This is a genomic window from Shimia haliotis (genome assembly GCF_900114415.1).
GTDB lineage: Bacteria > Pseudomonadota > Alphaproteobacteria > Rhodobacterales > Rhodobacteraceae > Shimia > Shimia haliotis.
Genome location: NZ_FOSZ01000001.1, coordinates 156,946 through 175,988 on the forward strand (window position 1 = coordinate 156,946; position 19,043 = coordinate 175,988).

The following is a 19,043-nucleotide window of genomic DNA, read 5'->3' on the forward strand; positions in this document are numbered from 1 at the left end:
ATCACACCAGACGCGGGTTCGGCTTGGCGCCGTCGATGTCATATTTGGCCAATGCGGCCTCAAGGTCTTTCTTGCTCACAGCGCCCTCGCGATAGAGGTCTACCATGGCCGCCGCCGCGATGTGGTTGGCGTCCACCTCAAAGAATCGGCGCAGGTTCACACGGCTGTCAGAGCGCCCAAAGCCGTCCGTGCCCAGCACCGTGTAACGGTTCGGCACGCAAGTGCGGATCTGCTCGGCGTAGTTTTTCATGTAGTCGGTCGCGGCGATCACAGGACCTTTGGCCTTGCTCAACTGCTCGGCCACAAAGGAAACCTTCGGCGCTGCCAGCGGATTCAGGCGGTTGTGGCGTGCCACATCCTGACAATCCCGCGCCAGCTCGTTAAGGCTGGTCGCCGACCAGATTTCGCTGGTCACACCAAAGTCGGCCTCAAGCATTTCTGCCGCCTTGATCGCCTGCACCAGAATGGTGCCGGAACCCATCAGCGTCACATGCTTCTTGGACGGTTTCTTTACTTCTTTGAAACGATAAAGACCCTTGATGATTTCGTCCTCGACACCCATTGGCATGTCAGGATGCGCGTAGTTTTCGTTCATCAGCGTGAGGTAGAAGAACACATCCTCCTGATCCTCATACATCCGCTTCAGCCCATGCTGCACGATCACCGCCACTTCGTGCTGGAAGGTAGGGTCATAAGTGATGCAGTTCGGAATGGTGCTGGCAAGGATGTGGCTGTGGCCGTCCTCGTGTTGCAGTCCTTCGCCGTTCAACGTGGTGCGTCCCGCCGTGCCGCCCAGCATGAAGCCGCGCGCGCGGCTGTCGCCAGCAGCCCAAGCCAGATCACCGATCCGCTGGAAGCCAAACATCGAGTAGTAGATGAAGAAGGGGATCATCGGCACGCCGTGGTTGGAATAAGACGTCGCCGCCGCAATCCAATCCGCCATCGCACCGGCCTCGTTGATGCCTTCCTGAAGAACCTGACCGCTGGTCGATTCCTTGTAATACATCATCTGATCGGCGTCTTCGGGCGTGTACTTCTGCCCCTCGGGGTTATAAATCCCGACCGAGCGGAACAAGCCTTCCATACCAAAGGTGCGGCTTTCATCCGGCACAATCGGCACAACCTGTTTTCCGATCTGTTTGTCGCGCAACAGCGTGGTCAGGATGCGCACAAACGCCATCGTGGTGGAGATTTCGCGCTCGCCTGTGCCTTTGAGCTGCGCCGCGAATTTGTCGAGCGCCGGAATTTCCATCTTGGGCGATTGGCTTTCGCGCTTCGGGAATTCCCCACCCAAAGCCTTACGACGATCCGCCAGGTAGGCCTTTTGCGCGTTGTTGAGTTTGACAAAAGGCGCTTTGGGCAGATCTTCGTCGCTGACCGGAATTTCAAAGCGGTCGCGGAAGGCGCGCAGCTGATCCTCAGCCATTTTCTTTTGCTGGTGGGTGGTGTTCTGACCTTCGCCAGCGGACCCCATGCCGTAGCCTTTGACGGTCTTGACCAACAGGCAGGTCGGTTGCCCTTTGGTGTCAGAGGCCCGTTTGAACGCGGTATAGACCTTCTGTGGATCATGTCCGCCCCGACGCAAAGACCAGATCTGTTCATCGGTCCAGTCTTTCACCAAAGCGGCGGTCTCGGGATATTTGCCAAAGAAATGCTCGCGTATGTAGGCGCCGTCTTTGGATTTGAACGTCTGATAATCGCCATCAACGGTCTCGTCCATCAACTGACGCAGTTTGCCGGAGGTGTCTTTCTCCAGCAGCGCGTCCCAGCCTTTGCCCCACAAAAGCTTGATCACATTCCAGCCAGCGCCTCGAAAATCGCCTTCGAGTTCTTGGACAATTTTGTGGTTGCCGCGCACAGGGCCGTCAAGGCGTTGCAAGTTGCAGTTCACCACAAAGATCAGGTTGTCCAACCCTTCGCGTGCCGCAAGGTCAATCGCGCCACGGCTTTCGGGCTCGTCCATTTCGCCGTCGCCAAGGAAACACCAGACTTTGCGGTCAGCCATGTCGATCAGGCCACGGTTGTGCATGTATTTCATGAACCGCGCCTGATAGATCGCCATCAGGGGGCCGAGGCCCATGGAAACAGTCGGGAACTGCCAATAATCCGGCATCAACCAGGGGTGAGGGTAGGAGGAAAGACCGCCCCCCGACACTTCGGAGCGGAAATTCTCAAGCTGTTCTTCGGTCAAACGTCCTTCCATAAAGGACCGCGCATAGATGCCGGGAATGACGTGCCCCTGAAAGAACACAAGGTCGCCACCGTGGATCGCGGACTTGCTGCGCCAGAAATGGTTCAACCCTATATCATACATGACGGCGGAAGAGGCGAAGGAGGCGATATGGCCACCGTATTCGCTGCTTTCCTTGTTGCGGCGCACAACAGTGGCCATGGCGTTCCAGCGGTTGATGGTGCGAATGCGCCATTCCATGTCCAGATCACCGGGGAACTCTTCCTGATCATCCGTTGGAATGGTGTTTTGGTATGGTGTGGTCGCAGAGAAAGGCAGCGTCGCCCCCGCTGCGCGGGCCTGCTGCACGGCTTTGTCCAACAAATAATGGGCCCGATCGGGGCCGTCCCGTGCAATCACATCCTCAATGGCATCCTGCCATTCTTGGGATTCTACCGGGTCGATATCGGGAAACTCATTCGCCATACGGGCGTCTCCTCCACTGAAATCCAAGTTGGTGAAGCTTATAGTTTAATATTAAACTATTTGGATAGCCTCTGTCACGCATGGCTCCCATGCGCTCACGGAAAAGCTTACGTTAAGGTTAATTTTGGGGCGGTGTCTGGCGAGGTTGCGAGACGTTGCATGATTTTGCGTGACCGTGGCCTTCAATGAAAACCTGCGGTTTTGCAGAAAGCGCTTTCAGGAGATGTCTGCGGAACCTAAAGTCTGCCTAAGCGAACTATTCAATTACTGTTGAAAAAGGGGCGAAGGATGACCGGCTATCTCACCACGCATGTTTTGGACACGGCACGCGGCTGTCCTGCAGAAGGCATTAAGATTGCGCTTTACCGCGTTTCTGGAAATTCTCACCGCAAAATCGCCGAAGCTGCAACCAATGCGGACGGGCGCACAGATGCGCCAATCCTGCCGGAGGGAAAATTCAAAACCGGCACTTATGAGTTGATTTTCTTCTGTGGTGACTACCTTCGAAAAACGGGGCAGGCTGAAGGAGAAACGCTGTTTCTTGACGGCATTCCAATCCGTTTCGGTATGGATGAACGTGATCATTATCACGTGCCTCTCCTGCTGTCGCCTTTTGGATATTCGACCTACAGAGGCAGCTAATGGATTGTTTATAAGGTTGATTTTTTGAGATCAGCCTGAACCCGTGGCGTCATCCAATCAATAAAGAGACGCGTTTTGGGATCCTGATGGCGTCTGTGGGTATAAAGCAATGCCATTTGGATCGGCACCGGCGGAGACTCGGTGAGGACAGGTTGCAGGGCACCGGAGCTAAGGTGTTCGGCAATCTCAAAGACGGGCTTGAGGGTGATCCCCAGGCCCGCCAGCGCCCAGTCAGTAAGGACATCGCCGTCGTCGGATTCAAAGGGTCCTTTGACGGCAAACCTTTGCACTCCGTCCGGCATTTCCAGTGGCCACTGAAACTCCGGAGCGCCGGGATAGCGCAAGTTCAGACAGTCGTGAGTTCCGGCTGTGAGTTGCTGCGGAGATTCCGGCGCGCCCCGTTCCGCGAGATAGGACGGCGCCGCGCACAGAACGCGGGCGCAATCGGCAATTTTCTTGATCCGTAGGCTGCTGTCTTCCGGCACGCCTAGAAAAAAGGCCGCGTCGATGCCTTCCGCCGTAAGGTCAAGTTTGCGATCAGACAAGCGAAGGCGCAGATCGATAAGCGGATATTCTCTTTTGAATTCAGGGATTAATGGTGCGATGAGGCGGCGTCCGACGCCAAGCGGGGCGGCCACGTGCAACAACCCCCGGGGGCTTTGAGTGATGGAGTTGATTGCGGCCTCGGCTTCGTCAATCGCCTCAAGTATCTTGCAGGCCCCTTCATAAAAGATGTTGCCCTGCTCGGTGGGGTTAAGTTGCCGCGTGGTGCGGTGAAACAATCGAACGCTAAGGTAGTCTTCGAGTTGGGATATGCGCGACGAAGCCACCGCCGCAGAGATGCGTTGGTCGCGGGCTGCGGCGGACATGCTGCCGAGTTCGTAGACGCGGACAAAGGTGCGAATGTTGTCGAAGTAGGACATGATTGATCTTCAGGATATTTTTGAAGCTGTTCGGAGCTTTTGCCAATAGATAGGACGGCAGGGCTGTGCGAGAGTCAACTGAATGGCGGGCTCCCGGATTTGTTGTGGGGAACCGTGTGCAATCCGCTGGTGTGAATGCTATGCCGCTGATGCCCGCAAATTGGCAAAGCCTTAGGGCGAGTGCGCAATTTTTGTGTGACTTTTGTCGTGGAAAAATGGCCAGCGTTAGTTGAGGAACATCATGAAAAATATCATTATTTTTGATCTGGACGGTACGCTTGTCGACAGCGCGCCTGAAATTTTGGATGCGGTTAACCGGGTTTGGAGCGGTCGGGGATATGATCCGTTTGATTTGCCAACGTTGATTTCCTTTGTCGGCAAAGGCCTGCCGAATTTGATCCAATTGGCGATGAAAGCGCGTGAGGTTGAGGCATCCGAATATCAAGATCTACATGATGAGGTTCTCGGAATTTACAACGCGGCGGACGGGGCTTTAACCAAACCATATGATGGTGTTGAGGATATGCTGGAAACGCTTGTGGATCAGGGGTTTTTGCTGGGCATTTGCACAAACAAGCCGGAGGAAGCCGCTCGGCAGGTGTTGCGCGTCTTTGGCTGGGATTCGCTGTTTGAAAGCGTTGTGGGCGGTGACACATTTGCGGCGCGCAAGCCGGATCCTCAGCCGTTGAATGCAGTGTGGCAAGCGCTGGGGGCGGGTCCGATGCTGTATGTCGGGGACAGCGAAACAGACGCGGAAACCGCTGTCGCCGCGAAGGCGAAATTCGCATTGTTCACAGAGGGCTATCGCAAAAAACCTGTGCAAGCACTGGCACATGATTTTGTGTTTTCTGACTATGCGAGGTTCATGGGCATCGTTGATGAGGTCTTTGGCGACAGGGGATAATGCCTGTCGTCACGCAATCGTCGCTTGCTCCAAACGCCGTTTTGTCACTAGGCTGTCTCCAAATCGTGACAATTCGGGAGGTGTGTTCATGAAATCGTTTTTTGCCAAGGGGTTGGCGGTCGTTTCTCTCATGGTTGCGGGGGCGGTGAGTGCTGCGGAGATCGAGGTTTCACCGGCGAATCCACAACCTAAGGGTCTAAAGCAAGGCCTGAAGGTCTCTTATTACACCGGCGAACGGTCGGTGCGGGACATCAGCGCGGCCAAGCAACGGGCAAAGAAGGCCAAGCCTGGTAAGCCGCTTGCGGGATTGAACTATCCGGACAAAGGGCGCGGGGCCGAAGTGTTGACATCTGGTCTGGCAGAGCTCGTGGTCGCGGATATTTCTGGCTACATCAAATTTCCGGCGGCGGGCACTTATGACCTTGAATTCTTTAGCAATGATGGCTCCCAGTTCTGGATTGGCGGACAGTCAGTGGCGAAGTTGACAGGCATCACCCCCTGCGCCAGCGCGGGGCGTCCGAAGATCAAAGTCCCAAGCGCGGGCTGGTACGAATTCAAAGCGGTTTACTTTCAAAAAGAAGGCACGGCGTGCCTTGAATCGGAATGGAAATCCCCCGGTGGCAAGCGCCAGCTGATCCCGAACTCGGCATTTGGCTACAAATAGCGTTAACCACAATAGATGCACAGAAGGGGGCGATCGCCCCCTTTTTTGTGCGCAAATTGTAAACGTCGGTATTCTGTCGGTATCACGTCGGCAATCCGTCGGTGCCCTATTTCTGCGCGAGATACGGGATTTTGTGCAACGGACACCGCGTCAGCGAGTGGATCGCAGGAGGCCAGCTTGTGCGGCTGGGTCAAAACCGCTAGGGGGAGCGCAGCGAACACTCCTTACAGACGCAGGTATCCATATGAGACGCGCGGCGCTGGCCATGCTGGCTAAGAATATTTCTCCCCCCAATCTGTCGATCATGCAGGACGAAGGTCTGACCGTGGGGCGGATCAAAACCGAAGTTCTGTCGGGTCTGACCGTGGCTCTGGCCTTGGTGCCGGAGGCGGTGGCCTTTGCCTTTGTGGCGGGGGTGCATCCGCTCGTAGGGCTTTATGCCGCTTTCATGGTGGGTTTGATCACGGCGATCTTCGGCGGACGCCCCGGCATGATTTCCGGCGCGACCGGCGCGTTGGCGGTGGTGATGGTCGCCTTGGTGGCGCAACACGGGGTTGAATACCTGTTTGCCACGGTGGTGTTGATGGGCATTTTACAGGTCATTGCGGGCGTGATGCATTGGGGCAAGTTCATTCGCCTTGTTCCGCATCCGGTGATGCTGGGTTTTGTAAACGGTCTGGCGATTGTGATCTTTCTTGCGCAGATGAGCCAGTTCAAACAACCCGGAAGCATGGTCAGTGATGGCCACGGCATGACAGGCGGCGAATGGCTGGCTGGTCCGCAGATGTTGACCATGCTGGGTCTGGTTGGTTTGACGATGGGGGTCATTTATCTGATGCCCAAAGTCACCAAGGCGTTTCCAGCGCCTTTGGCGGGCATCGCGATCACGGCGATCGTGGTTATTGTTTTTGGTTTGGATGTGCCTCGTGTGGGCGATATGGCTTCAATCGAAGGCGGTTTGCCCGCGTTCCACATTCCGGCTGTGCCTTTGAACTATGAAACCTTCAGCATCATATTGCCCTATGCGGTCATTCTGGCGGCAATTGGTTTGATCGAAAGCCTTCTGACGCTCAACCTCGTCGGGGAGATGACCGGCAAACGCGGTGGTGCGTCGCAGGAATGTATCGCACAGGGGGCGGCCAACGTGGCGACCGGGTTCTTCGGCGGCATGGGCGGTTGTGCGATGATCGGTCAGTCGATGATCAACGTCAAATCAGGTGGCAGGACGCGGATTGCTGGTATTGCGGCGGCCTTGTTCCTGTTGGCGTTTATCTTGTGGGCGAGCAGTCTGATTGAGCAAATTCCGCTGGCTGCGCTGGTTGGTGTGATGTTCATGGTAGTGATTGGCACGTTTGCATGGAACAGCTTTAAAATCATGCGCAAGGTGCCTTTGATGGACGCCTTTGTGATTGTGCTGGTGACGGTTGTGACCGTGCTGGAAGACCTCGCGGTGGCTGTGGTTGTTGGTGTGATTGTCAGCGCGCTGGCCTATGCATGGCAGAACGCGCGGCGCATTCACGCGATCACCCGCGAAAGCGAAAGCGATCCGGGGGCGAAGGTCTATGAGATCGAGGGGCCGCTGTTTTTCGGGTCATCTGATGGTTTCACCGAGTTGTTTGAGATCGAGAACGATCCGGCACATGTGATCGTGGATTTTGCCCGCTCTCGCGTGGTGGATCAGTCGGCGTTGCAGGCCATCGAAGCGGTTGCGGCAAAGTATGAGGCCGCTGGCAAGCAGTTGGTGCTGCGCCATCTGAGCCGGGATTGTCATGAACTTCTAAGCCGCGCCGGAAACCTGATGGTGGATAGCGACGACGACCCCGAATACGAGATCGCGGTGGATTATTCCGTGCGCACAGGGGTGTTTGGCGGCGGACACTGAGCCGCGCCGCATTGGATTAAAAAGGGCTGGCCGTGAGGCTGGCCCTTTTTGTGGTTTTGCCACCGCACGCTCTCTATGCCTTGAACTCCTGACGCAATGGGCGCATCACTTTGGCAGTATCTCGGGACCACGTTGCATGACCTTTATCGCCATTTTGATCGGGCTTCTGCCTTCGTTTCTGCTGGTTGGCCTCGGCGGGTTGCTGCGTAATCGGCTGAGCACAAATGCTTGGCAGGGGCTGGACAAATTAAACTTTGAAATCCTGTTTCCAGCGCTGTTGTTTGTGGCTGCGTCCCAACGCGAAATTGAGGTGGGGGCGATTGTCACCATCGCTCCGATCGTCTGGGGGCTTTTGGCTGTCGGGCTTGGTGTGGGGTATCTGGCGCGTCGGCATGGGCCGGAACGGTTTCTGGATTTTGCCGGAGCATGGCAAACCGCTTGGCGGTTCAACACCGCGTTGGCGTTTATCGCCATAGCCACAACCGACAAGGCGGATGCGGGGGTGATGGCTGTCTGCATCGGGATGGCGGTGCCGATGGCGAATGTCTTTGCGGTGGCTGGTCTCTCGCGTGGAGGCAGTCTTGGCGTTTGGGGGACGGTCAAGAAGGTGGCGCTTAACCCGTTTTTGCTGGCGTCGCTCGGCGGTGTGCTGGTGGGGGTGAGCGGGATTGTGATCCCCGCGCCGGTTCTGGCACCGCTGGAAATGCTCGCGGCTGCTGCGATCCCGATCGCCTTGATATCTGTCGGAGCGACAATGAACTGGGGCGCCTTGGCGCGACTGGATCGGTTCAGTGCACATATTTGCGCAACCAAGCTCATGGTGATGCCGGCAGCGGCTTTGGGCCTGTCGTTGGGGCTCGGGTTGGCACCGTCGTTGGCGGTGGTTCTGGTGATCTGGGCGGCACTGCCCACAGCCAGTGCGGCGCATGTGCTGGCGGCAGGGTTTGGCGCGGATCGGGAGCTGGCGGCGACGCTGGTGGCGCAGACGACCTTGTTGGGTGCGATCAGCTTGCCGGTGTGGATCACCGTGGCAACTGTGCTGTTTTAGACTTGGGATAAGGCGTCCACATCCCCCGCCATGATTGCGGGAACGGCACGTTCGACTTTGTCCTTGGGCCAATCCCACCAAGCTATCGAAAGCAGACGGGCGACTGTGGCCGCGTCAAAGCGGGTTTTCACGACGCTGCCTGGATTGCCGGTGACGATGCCATAGGGGGGCACTTCGCCCCGCACGACCGCTCCGGCGCCGATAATGGCACCGTGTCCGATCCGCGCGCCGGGCAGGACAAGTGCGTTGTATCCAAACCAGACGTCATGGCCCACAATCGTGTCGCGGGTGTCAGGCTGAAAGCCGGATCGCGCGGTTTCGTCAAAGATCGGGAAGGGATAGCAGGACAGCCCGTCCGTCGCGTGGTTGGCGGAACTGGTGACAAAGCGCACGCCGTGGGCAATCTGGCAGAATTTGCCGATGCGCAATTTTTCTTTGCTGAACGGAAAGAGGTAGGGCGCGAGGGTTTGCGCCCAGTCTTTTGGCTCTTCAAAGGAAGACGCATAGGTGTAGTCGCCGACCTCGAACTTGGGGTTGTTCACCACTTGCGACAGAAACACAGTGCCTTTGAGCGGCTCGCCCTCGGGCATCAGGATCGGGTGGGCAACAGTCGGGTCGGGCAGGGGCATCAATCGTCCGGTCGGGCCAAAGTGAAGGTGTTGTCGACCACTGAATAGTCGCGGTAGCCCAGACGGGCCAGCGGGCGGAAGGTGGTGACATCAAAGATGCCGTCCACGATACAGTCGTCGCGCATGTGGATGCCGGTGACCTCGCCCATGATGATGAAGTTGTTTTCGCCAAGCTGTTCCACGATCTGGGTCATGCGGCATTCCATTGAGGCGGGCGCCCCGACAAGGCGCGGGCAGTCGATGGTGTCGCATTGCGCTGCTTCAAGGCCGGCACGGTCAAATTCGTCCACGTCTTTTTCAAAGGTGGTGGTGGAGGCATTCATGGCATCCCGCATCGCTTCTTCGACGATGTTGATGCAGAACACACCGGTTTCTCGGATGTTGGCGAGGCTGTCTTTGCCTTCGGATTGATCCGGTTTGGTGCCGGTGGAGGCAAACATCACCTGCGGTGGCGTGTAGGAGGTGCCATTGAAAAACGAATACGGCGCGAGGTTGCGCACGCCGTTTGCATCCTGTGTCGAGACCCACGCAATCGGGCGCGGTGTGATGAGTGCATTGAACGGATTGTGCGGCAGGCCGTGGCCTTCGGAGGGAATATAGAACATCGCGGGCTTCCTATTGGTTTGCGCCCAGACCTAGCGTCATGTTAGGGGCGAGGAAACAGCAAAAAGACTCCGAGAGGCGCGGGGGAGCGCAAGGAACGTGTTCAGGCTTGCACAGGAAACGGCGGACGACTGGTGGGAGGTCGAAGCGCTCTATGATCTCTGCTTTGCTCCGGGTCGGGAGGCCCTGAGCTCTTACCGCTTGCGTGATGGGGTGCCGCCGGTGGCGGAATTGTCGCTTGTGGCGCGGGACGAGCAGGACATCCTTGCCGGTGCAATCCGTTTTTGGCCCGTGAAAATAGGCGCTTGTCGGGCGTTGTTGTTGGGGCCTGTGGCAGTGCATCCGACCCATCAGGGCGAAGGTCTTGGCGGGTTGTTGATTGAGGAAAGTCTGGCCTGTGCGGTTCAGGAAAACTGGTTGCGGGTGATGCTGGTGGGGGATGCGCCCTATTACCGCCGTTTCGGGTTTGAAAGGCTCTCGGGGGTGGTGATGCCGCCGCCGACGAACCCCGACCGTGTTTTGGGGCGGGAATTGCTCGATGGGGCTTGGGACGGGGTGACCGGCGATGTCCGGTCAGTCGCTGACGGTTGATCTGTCGCCAAGCCTTCCTAGATTCACTCTATGACTGATTATGAAATCTTGCCGTCTGAACCGGTTGTCGTGCTGGATCTTGAAGCTGAACTGGATGGCCTGGCCAAACGCTATCAGGGTGCGTCCGGGATGGGAATCAAGGTGCTGGGCCTGTTGGGCTTGCCCGTGTCGGGCCTGATTTCCTCGCTGCCCAAAGAGGTGCAAAGCGGGTTGGGGTCGGGCACGGAGAAAGCTTTGGGGCAGGCGGTGAAGCTGGCCAACGGCTCGCGCGGGTTGCTGAAGGATCAGCCGGACTGGATCAATGCGTCCCTGACCGCGGCCCTTGGTGCCGCAGGCGGTGTCGGCGGCGTGACCTCGGCGTTGGCGGAGTTGCCGGTGACTGTGACCGTGCTTTTGCGCGCCATTCAGTCGGTGGCGGTCCAGCACGGGTTTGATCCCAATCATGACAGCGTGAAATTTGATTGCTTGCAGGTTCTGGCGGCAAACGGGCCCTTCACAGAGGACAAGGGCGCGGACCTATCAATGTTGGAGCAGCGGGCGGGGTTGGCTGTTGGTGGCGCCAAATGGGTCAGTGCGGTCTTGGTGCCAAAGCTTGCGCCAGTGCTGGGACAGAAGCTTGCGGCACAGGCCGTGCCGGTGATTGGGGCGGCGATGGGGGCAGCGACGAACTATGCCTTTACCAGTTACTATCAAGACATTGCCCACGTGCATTTCCGGCTGCGCAAGCTGGCGGTTGATCTTGATATACCGCCAGAAGAGTTGGTTGCGGGAATGATGGTCCGGCTGGAGGGCGCGCCTACTTAGGCTTGGTGCGCAGGAACCGCGCACCTTAAGAAGTTTTGGCGAACTGCGAAACGCAGTCCTGAGGTTATCCTTGATTGCGCAGGTAGGTCATAACTGCTGGTCGCACGGATTGTTCTCCGCTGATCCGCGCCTCGTCTATCACCGCTTTGATCTCGGCCAGATTGACCCGCCGCAACAAGCTTTTGACCGGCCCGATGGAGGCAGGGCGCATGGAAAGATGTCGCATGCCAATGGCCGCCAAACAGACCGCTTCAATCGGACGCCCAGCATCTTCGCCACAGAAGCTGAGCGGGGTGTCGGTGTCGACGCAGCGGTTCACGATGCCTTCGAGGAAGGTCAGGAAGCTGACGTTCAATGTGTCATAGCGGCGGCGCACACGTTCGTTTTCACGGTCGGCGGCAAAGAAGAACTGTTTCAGGTCGTTGCCCCCGATGGAGAGGAAGTCCACCTCTTCAAAGAAGCGCTTGGGCGCAAATCCGAGCGAAGGCGTTTCCAGCATCGCGCCAACCTCAAGGCTGGCGGGCAGGGGGTGGCCGAGGATGCGTTCGCGCTCCAGTGCTTTGTCCATTTCGGCGCGCGCGGCGCGATATTCGTCAAACTGGGCGACAAAAGGGAACATCACAGTCAAAGGGCGGCCATTCGCAGCGCGCAGCAGGGCCTGAAGCTGCATCCGCATTACGCCGGGCTTGTCCAAGGCGACGCGTACTGCGCGCCAACCAAGGGCGGGATTGGGTTCGTCCTGCGGGGCCATGTAGGGCAGAACTTTGTCCGACCCGATATCCAGCGTGCGGAACACCACGCGCATGTCGCCGGCGGCATCCATGACGCGGGAGTATAGATTTGCCAGCTCGGTCCGTTTCGGCATCTGGTTGCGGATCAGGAATTGCAGTTCTGTGCGGAAGAGCCCGACGCCCTCCGCGCCCGAGCTGTTAAGGCTTGGCAAATCTGCCATAAGGCCGGCGTTCATGTGCAAATGCACGGTTTCGCCGTCCAGAGACGTGGCTGGTTTTTCGCGTATGCTGGCGTAGCGTTCCTGAGCTTCAGCGGCCATCGCGATCTTGTCGCGAAAGGCCGTGACCACAGAGTCATCGGGCCGCAGGTGAACAATGCCTTGATCGCCGTCCACCATGACGTGGTCGCCGTTGAGCGCCTCGGTGGTGATGCGGTCGGCATGGATCACCAACGGGATCGCCAGGGCGCGGGCGACAATGGCGGCGTGTGAGCCGACGGAGCCTTCCTCAAGGATAATGCCGCGCAGGTTCCGACCATATTCCAGAAGCTCACCGGGACCGATGTTGCGGGCGACCAGAACTGGATCGGCGGGCATGTCGGCACCGGTCTCATTGCCCTGACCAGTCAAAATGCGCAGCAGGCGATTGGAGAGATCATCCAAATCATGCAGGCGCTCGCGCAGGTAGGCATCGGTGACTTCTTCCATGCGTTTGCGGGCGGAAGATTGTTCTTTTTCGACAGAAGCTTCGGCGGACAGGCCGCGTGAGATGTCCTGCTCCATCCGGCGCATCCAGCCTTTGGAGTTGGCAAACATCCTGTAGGCTTCAAGAACTTGAAGCTGTTCTTTGTCGCCGGTGTTGGCGCCTTCAAGCATGCGGTCCACGCCGACGCGCAAGGTTTCGACCGCCTCGTTGAGGCGTTGAAGTTCGACTTCGGGGTCATCGGCCACAGGGTTTGTGACCACGACGCGGGGTTCATGCAGCCAGATATGGCCTTCGGCCGCGCCTTCTTGTGCGCAGGCACCGCGGAACATGACCGATTGCTGGTGCAGGGCCGACATGGCCGCGCCTTCGCCGACAAAAGCGCCGAGTTCCGTCATTTCCGCCAGAACCATTGCCACCACTTCGAGGGCGTAGACCTCGTCAGGCGAATAGGTGCGTTTGTCTTTGGACTGCACCACCAGAACACCGAGGTTGTCCCCTAGCCGCTGCACCGGAACGCCGCAGAAAGACGAGTAAATCTCTTCGCCGGTTTCCGGCATGTAGCGAAACCCCTTGGCGGAAGGGGCGTCGTCGGTGTTCACCACTTTGGATGACTTGGCCACGCGACCCACAAGGCCTTCGCCGATGCGCATGCGCGTCTGGTGGACGGCTTCGGCGTTCAGGCCCTCTGTGGCACAGAGTTCGAGTGTGTCGTCGTCGCGGAATAGATAGATCGAGCAGACCTCTGTGCCCATGGATGTGGCAATCAGATGTGTGATTTTGTCCAGACGCGCCTGTCCGGCGCTGTCCTCGGCCAGCGCGTCGCGCAACCGTTGGAGCAGTTTACGGCTTTCGGTTTGCGTGTCTTGCGCCATGTGGGTTCTTCCCGGTCCTTGCTGCCGGTCGAATAGAACACAAGCAGGGGAAAAGAAAAACGGAAAATACCAGATGCCTCCGCGACAGGAGGTGTTTTCGCCTCTCGCAAAGTGGCGTGTTGCTTAAATTTTTGTCTGTCACGCCACAATGAGAAAGGCTCCCGCCGTTTCGGGCGGGAGCCTGTTCTTGCAAAAGGGTCGGTTCAGGCTTTTTCGAGTTCGAACGCGTCGTGCAAAGATTGCACTGCCAGTTCCATATACTTGCGGTCGATCAAGACGGAGATCTTGATTTCCGAGGTGGTGATCACCTTGATGTTGATGCCTTCATCCGAAAGCACCTTGAACATTTTGGCCGCCACACCGGACTGGGAGCGCATGCCGATACCGACAACTGAGACTTTGGCGACGTCTTCGTCGATCACCAATTCCTGGAAGTTCAGTCCGCCGTCGTTTTTCAAAACGTCCAGCGCCTGTTCGGCGCGTTTCACCTGATCGGTGGGCAGGGAGTAGGTCATGTCGGTGCGGCCATCTTCGGAGATGTTTTGCACGATCATGTCGACGTTCACTCCGGCGTCGGACAGGCAGCCGAAAATGATGGACGCGATGCCCGGACGGTCGGCAACCGAAAGAAGGGTCATTTTCGCTTCGTCGCGGGAGTAGGCCACACCGGCCACAACATTGGATTCCATGATTTCCTCCTCATCGCAGACCAGCGTGCCGGCCTCGTCGGATTGTTCTTCAAATGAGCTGAGTACGCGCAGTTTCACTTTGTAGCGCATGGCAAGCTCGACAGAGCGGGTTTGTAGGACTTTGGCGCCAAGCGAGGCCAGTTCCAGCATTTCCTCAAAAGCGATCTTGTCCAATTTGCGCGCTTTGGGAGAGATGCGCGGGTCGGTGGTGTAGACGCCGTCCACATCTGTGTAGATGTCGCAGCGCTCGGCCTCGAACGCGGCTGCAAAGGCCACGGCCGTCGTGTCAGAGCCGCCACGGCCCAGCGTGGTGATGCGGCCTTCGGGGCTGAGACCCTGAAAGCCGGCCACGACAGCGACACGCATACCTTCGCCGAATTTGGCGTTCAGGTTGTCGGTCGGGATTTCTTCGATGCGTGCCTGAGAATGGGCGGAGGTGGTCAGAAGTGGCACCTGCCAGCCTTGCCAGCTGCGGGCGGGCACATCCATTTCCTGCAACGTCAACGCCATCAGGCCGGCGGTGACGTTTTCGCCGGAGCTGACAATCGCGTCGTATTCGCGGGCATCATAGAGGGGGCTGGTTTCGTCCACCAAACCGACAAGTTTGTTGGTTTCTCCCGACATGGCAGAGACAATGACGATCACGTCATAGCCCTTGGCCACCTCCACGCCCACACGTTTGGCGGCGCGGCGGATGCGGTCGAGATTGGCGACAGAGGTGCCGCCGAATTTCATCACGAGAACGGGCATAATCTATACCTTGGTCTTTTGTTCGGTGGCGGTGTACGCGGTTGGCTTTGGTGACGCAAGCGCGGATACGTCGCAGGTGCAGGCACTGAGTTGTTGCGCGTCAGAGTTTTGCGAGCACATCCATCGACCATTGGGCTCTTCCGGTCGGTGTATTGGGGGCGCCTTCTGTGCGCAACAAGGCCTCGATGGCTGCCACACGTGGCGCCATTCCACGCCCGTTTGCGACCTGAATCGCCAACCCCGGGCGGGCGTTGAGTTCAAGCACTTGCGGCCCCTGCGTGCGGTCCAGAACAACATCGACGCCGAGATAGCCCAATTGGCTGCTTTGATAGCATTGCGCGGCCAGCTCGACGATGTCGCGCCAAAGCGGCACGGCGATCGATGTGAGGTCGGCGCCGGTGTCGGGGTGAGTGTGGACGGGGCGGTTGAATTGCACCGCGCGCATCGCGAGTCCGGTGGCAATGTCGAGGCCAACGCCGACCGCGCCTTGGTGCAGGTTGGCCTTGCCATCAGATTGCGCGGTGGAGAGGCGGGTCATGGCCATCATCGGGAAGCCTTTGTAGACGATGACCCTGATGTCGGGCACCCCTTCAAAGGAGTAGTCGTCAAACACCGGATCAAAGTCGATCATGGCCTCAATCATGGCTGCGTCGGGTTTGCCACCCAGAGAAAACAGGCCTGAAAGGGTGTTGTTCACGTGACGCGCGACTTCGGCGAAGGGCACTGTCTTGCCCGAAGGTTTGACGTAGCTGTCTCCGTCGCGTCCAGTGATCACAAGGATGCCTTTGCCGCCGCTGCCCTGAGAGGGTTTCATGACAAAGCTTGGAAAGGCTTTCAGAAAGGCTGGCAGCTCTTTGATCTGACCGGTTTGGCGTACCACGCCCAGTAGTCTAGGCGCAGCAATGCCATCTTTGCGCAGCAGCGCTTTGGTTTTGAGCTTGTCATCCACCAGTGGAAACATGGACCGCGGGTTGTTTTCTGCGATCAGTTCCACGTTGCGGCGGTTCATGCCAACGATGCCCGCGCGCTTCAGGCGCAAAGGTGAGGCCAGCCGCAGCATCACTCTTTCTCCGAGGCCAGAGGCTCAAACCGGCGCAGTTCTGACAGGCGGAAACCGGTGTATTGGCCGATCACCAGAATGATTGCCAGAACCACCAGCAGAAGCTCGGGGAAGGCAAAGGTGAGGAAGCTGACTTGTTGATTGATCATCAGCAGGTAGGCAATCGTTGCGGTCAGCAAGCTGCCGAAGCTTTGTACAAACACATCCCACATGCCTTCTTCTTCGGCCAGAACGGACATGCGCTCGATGGTCCATGCGATGATGATCATCGGGAAGAAGGTTACGGACAGCGCGGCTTCGATGCCGAGTTTGAAGCCGACAACGGCCAAAAGCAGATATAGCGTGGTGACAACGATTAGTACCGCCGCGATCCTTGGCACAAGGAGCAGGTTAAGCGATGTCAGATAGCCACGGATCACAAGGCCAGCGCCCACCACAACAATGAAGAGGGCCAGCCCCACCAGCAGATCGGTTTGCACAAACACCATAGCGATCAGAATTGGCATGAAGGTGCCTGACGTTTGCAGGCCGACAAGGTTGCGCATCACGACCACAACGAGTGCTCCGATTGGGATCAGCAGCAGCGTGGCGAAGGTGTTTTGCACATCCACAGGCAAGGCGAAGACGGAGAAATCGATCAGGCCTGCACCGGTTTGCTGTCCCATTTGCACCGCAAGCTGGCGCGAGGAAATCTTGTCAACAATCGTGGCAAAGGACACTTTGGAGTCCGTGCCCCCGTCCACTTGCATAAGAAATTCGCCATTGGATTGCCACGGTAGGAAATCCTCGGGCATGCCTTTGATGCCTTCTTTGGGCACCACCACCTGCCATTCGGTTCCGTCCCAGAGTTCAATCAGATGCTCCATCGTGACAGAGCGGCTGTTGTCTGTCAGATAAAAGCCGGTGAGCTCATGTGCAGGCACGTCGCTGGCGTGCAGGAGTTTCAAAAGAAGTTTTGTGCGGCTGGCGTTGGTCGATTTTTGTCCCAAAAGGGTTTCACGCACAGGTTTTGCCGCATCGCCCCAAAGCGACCTTGCCAAGCGCAGGGCAAGTCCTGTGGCGTCTGCGGAATGGGCATAAGCATCGGCCAGAAGCGCGTCGGCGGCCGCGGCCTCGGGCTCGGCAAATATCGGTTTGGCTGGCGGGTCAGATGGCGGTGGAAGCTGCGTCGCAATACCGCCGCCTTTGTAGACGCGCGCGCGGAAAAACAGGCGCTGGTCACCGGTGGGTGCGCGGGCTTCCCAGACGGCCATGCGTTGGGAGCCGACCTGTTCCACATGATAGCCATAGCCGCGTGGCGCAATGCCCTCGGGCACCACATAGAGGTGTCGAGTCATGTCAGGCAGGTTGAGCTGCGCTTTGACCGGATCGCCCTGAGCGCGGAAGGTCATCTGAGCCTGAACAGTCCAGATGCGGGAGCTTTCTCCGGGTGTCAGTGGAAAGCCGAGAACGAGATGTTTGTAGGCCGTGGCGCCCAGGCCGATGATCAGCAGGACTGCGACAAGAATGCGAAGCTGTGTTTTGGCTGTCATATCAGCGCTCTTCCTTGGCTGGCGCATGGACGTAGGCGCGGCTCACATCAATCAACATCTTGCCGGAGAGCACATTGCGTCCGATCAGGACCGGAAATTCGAAATCTGTTCGGTCGGTCAGGTTGACCTCGGCCATTTGGGAAACACTACCGATTTTGATTTCCATCAGGACAACAGGGCGGGAGGACACGGCTTCGCCGCCGCGCCGTTTGATTTGGGCTGTGCGGACCACCTTTCGTTCCAGAGCGATTTCGCTGCCGAGGGCTTCGTTTCGGGTTTTGAAACGGATCCATTTGTCGCCGTCGCGCTCAAATTCCTCGATGTCGATCGCATGGAGAGAGGTGGTGGTGGCGCCGCTGTCAATGCGGCCGCGCCACGCAACGTCCAGTTCGGGCATTGTGATCAACTCGGCCTCGCCAACCACGAGAAGGTCGCCGAATTCGAGACCATCCTCAAGTCGCGCGACTGTCGGCGCGTTCTCGGCGATGGCCGGAAGGCTTGTTATAAGGGCGAGTGCTAAGGCGACGACTTTTTGCATAATGCCTCTTTTCCGTGTGTCCGAGCGGCGTTGTTCATAATACAATTACTATTGCTCGGGGCGAAAATGTCCACTGTTGAGGGCATTTGTGCTGTGCCGGCGGCAGATTACCGCAAGCAGGAAATTGGAGCTGGGGCACGGATTTTGTCGCCTATCAGTAGGGATGCGCGCGCCCGTCCCAGGTTTCAAAACAACCGGTGGTCTCGAGGCTCAGTGCTTGGAAGCGGTTAGCGAGGCCTTCAGCGCTTTCGGTGACGGTGATGTCACCGTCGGGGCCGCCCATGTCCGTTTTTACCCAGCCCGGATGATACACGCCCACGGCGATGCCGATGTGTTTCAGGTCAGTTGCGAGGTTGCGTCCAAGGTTGAGGGCGGCGGCCTTTGACGCGCGGTAGATGTAGGAGCCGCCGGGTGCGCGGGTGTCGCTGCCCATTTGCGAGGAAATGATCGCGATCTTGGGGGTGGCGGAGAGTTGCAGATTGGGTAGCAGTGATTGCACGGTCAAAAACACGCCGGTGACATTGGCCGCGAAACTTTGGGTCCACATGTCGGCCGGAAATCCGTCTGCGAGGTTTTGGCCCTTGTCCAAGTAGACGCCGGCGTTGCACACCAGAAGGTCGATCGGCTTGGCATCCAATGCGCGGGCGGCTTCTGCCTGACTTTCAGGCGAGGTAACGTCGAGTTTGAGGAATTCCGCCTCATTTCGGGCGGTGCCGGTCACGTCATGGCCGAGCGCGCGAAAGCGGTGATCAAGGGCCTGTCCAATGCCTCGATTGGCACCTGTGATAACGACGTGCATGAGAGCCTCCTGATTTGTCTC

At 58.0% G+C, this 19,043-nt stretch carries 17 protein-coding genes; 7 read left to right on the plus strand and 10 right to left on the minus strand.

Translation table 11 applies throughout. The features are described 5' to 3' along the window. Position 1: 1 nt before the first annotated feature. On the minus strand, positions 2-2,656 hold the full coding sequence (gene aceE, locus BM069_RS00755) for a pyruvate dehydrogenase (acetyl-transferring), homodimeric type (protein ID WP_093319063.1): 2,655 nt from the start codon (positions 2,654-2,656) through the stop codon (positions 2-4). A gap of 288 nt (positions 2,657-2,944) precedes the next feature. Between aceE and uraH the strand changes: the two genes are divergently transcribed. Then, complete coding sequence (gene uraH / locus BM069_RS00760) at positions 2,945-3,298, plus strand: hydroxyisourate hydrolase (protein ID WP_093319065.1); 354 nt, start codon at positions 2,945-2,947, stop codon at positions 3,296-3,298. Between the two features lie 8 nt (positions 3,299-3,306). Here the strand turns inward: uraH and BM069_RS00765 are convergent, their stop codons facing one another. Then, on the minus strand, positions 3,307-4,221 hold the full coding sequence (locus tag BM069_RS00765) for a LysR family transcriptional regulator (RefSeq protein WP_093319068.1): 915 nt from the start codon (positions 4,219-4,221) through the stop codon (positions 3,307-3,309). Positions 4,222-4,462: 241 nt separating this feature from the next. Here BM069_RS00765 and gph point away from each other — a divergent pair, with 241 nt between their 5' ends. The 4 genes from gph (at position 4,463) to BM069_RS00785 (ending at position 8,719) form a co-directional block, all read left to right on the plus strand. After that, entirely contained in the window at positions 4,463-5,125 is a 663-nt protein-coding gene (gene gph, locus BM069_RS00770; protein ID WP_093319071.1) for a phosphoglycolate phosphatase, read from the plus strand. Positions 5,126-5,213: 88 nt separating this feature from the next. Continuing rightward, positions 5,214-5,789: a PA14 domain-containing protein gene (locus BM069_RS00775; RefSeq protein WP_170846636.1), complete on the plus strand. Its 576-nt coding sequence runs from the start codon at positions 5,214-5,216 to the stop codon at positions 5,787-5,789. Between the two features lie 244 nt (positions 5,790-6,033). Continuing rightward, a complete protein-coding gene (locus BM069_RS00780; RefSeq protein WP_093319075.1) occupies positions 6,034-7,671 on the plus strand; it encodes a SulP family inorganic anion transporter in 1,638 nt (545 codons plus the stop codon). A gap of 136 nt (positions 7,672-7,807) precedes the next feature. Further along, entirely contained in the window at positions 7,808-8,719 is a 912-nt protein-coding gene (locus tag BM069_RS00785) for an AEC family transporter (RefSeq protein WP_170846637.1), read from the plus strand. Here BM069_RS00785 and BM069_RS00790 read toward each other — a convergent pair. Both BM069_RS00790 and BM069_RS00795 read right to left on the minus strand, forming a co-directional pair. Continuing rightward, positions 8,716-9,348, minus strand: coding sequence for a CatB-related O-acetyltransferase (locus tag BM069_RS00790; RefSeq protein ID WP_093319078.1), 633 nt, complete (start codon positions 9,346-9,348; stop codon positions 8,716-8,718). The genes BM069_RS00785 and BM069_RS00790 overlap by 4 nt on opposite strands. Continuing rightward, positions 9,348-9,953, minus strand: a complete 606-nt coding sequence (locus BM069_RS00795) for a flavin reductase family protein (protein ID WP_093319080.1) — start codon at positions 9,951-9,953, stop codon at positions 9,348-9,350. The genes BM069_RS00790 and BM069_RS00795 overlap by 1 nt, the downstream gene beginning before the upstream one ends. 97 nt (positions 9,954-10,050) lie before the next feature. On the opposite strand from BM069_RS00795, the gene BM069_RS00800 reads away from it, so the two are divergent. Together BM069_RS00800 and BM069_RS00805 are read left to right on the plus strand one after the other, a co-directional pair. Next, positions 10,051-10,542, plus strand: coding sequence for a GNAT family N-acetyltransferase (locus tag BM069_RS00800; RefSeq protein WP_093319083.1), 492 nt, complete (start codon positions 10,051-10,053; stop codon positions 10,540-10,542). Between the two features lie 30 nt (positions 10,543-10,572). Continuing rightward, on the plus strand, positions 10,573-11,346 hold the full coding sequence (locus tag BM069_RS00805; RefSeq protein ID WP_093319086.1) for an EcsC family protein: 774 nt from the start codon (positions 10,573-10,575) through the stop codon (positions 11,344-11,346). A gap of 64 nt (positions 11,347-11,410) precedes the next feature. Here the strand turns inward: BM069_RS00805 and ptsP are convergent, their stop codons facing one another. The 6 genes from ptsP to BM069_RS00835 form a co-directional block, all read right to left on the minus strand. Then, on the minus strand, positions 11,411-13,654 hold the full coding sequence (ptsP, locus tag BM069_RS00810; RefSeq protein ID WP_093319089.1) for a phosphoenolpyruvate--protein phosphotransferase: 2,244 nt from the start codon (positions 13,652-13,654) through the stop codon (positions 11,411-11,413). A 203-nt stretch (positions 13,655-13,857) separates the two neighbouring features. Beyond that, complete coding sequence (locus BM069_RS00815) at positions 13,858-15,093, minus strand: aspartate kinase (protein WP_093319091.1); 1,236 nt, start codon at positions 15,091-15,093, stop codon at positions 13,858-13,860. Between the two features lie 100 nt (positions 15,094-15,193). Then, complete coding sequence (locus BM069_RS00820; protein ID WP_093319094.1) at positions 15,194-16,153, minus strand: alpha-L-glutamate ligase-like protein; 960 nt, start codon at positions 16,151-16,153, stop codon at positions 15,194-15,196. Then, positions 16,153-17,685, minus strand: coding sequence for a UUP1 family membrane protein (locus BM069_RS00825; protein ID WP_170846638.1), 1,533 nt, complete (start codon positions 17,683-17,685; stop codon positions 16,153-16,155). Before BM069_RS00825 ends, BM069_RS00820 begins: the two co-directional genes overlap by 1 nt. A gap of 1 nt (position 17,686) precedes the next feature. After that, positions 17,687-18,223, minus strand: a complete 537-nt coding sequence (locus BM069_RS00830; RefSeq protein ID WP_093319099.1) for an ATP-dependent zinc protease family protein — start codon at positions 18,221-18,223, stop codon at positions 17,687-17,689. A 154-nt stretch (positions 18,224-18,377) separates the two neighbouring features. Beyond that, complete coding sequence (locus BM069_RS00835; protein WP_093319102.1) at positions 18,378-19,022, minus strand: SDR family NAD(P)-dependent oxidoreductase; 645 nt, start codon at positions 19,020-19,022, stop codon at positions 18,378-18,380. Positions 19,023-19,043: the final 21 nt, after the last annotated feature.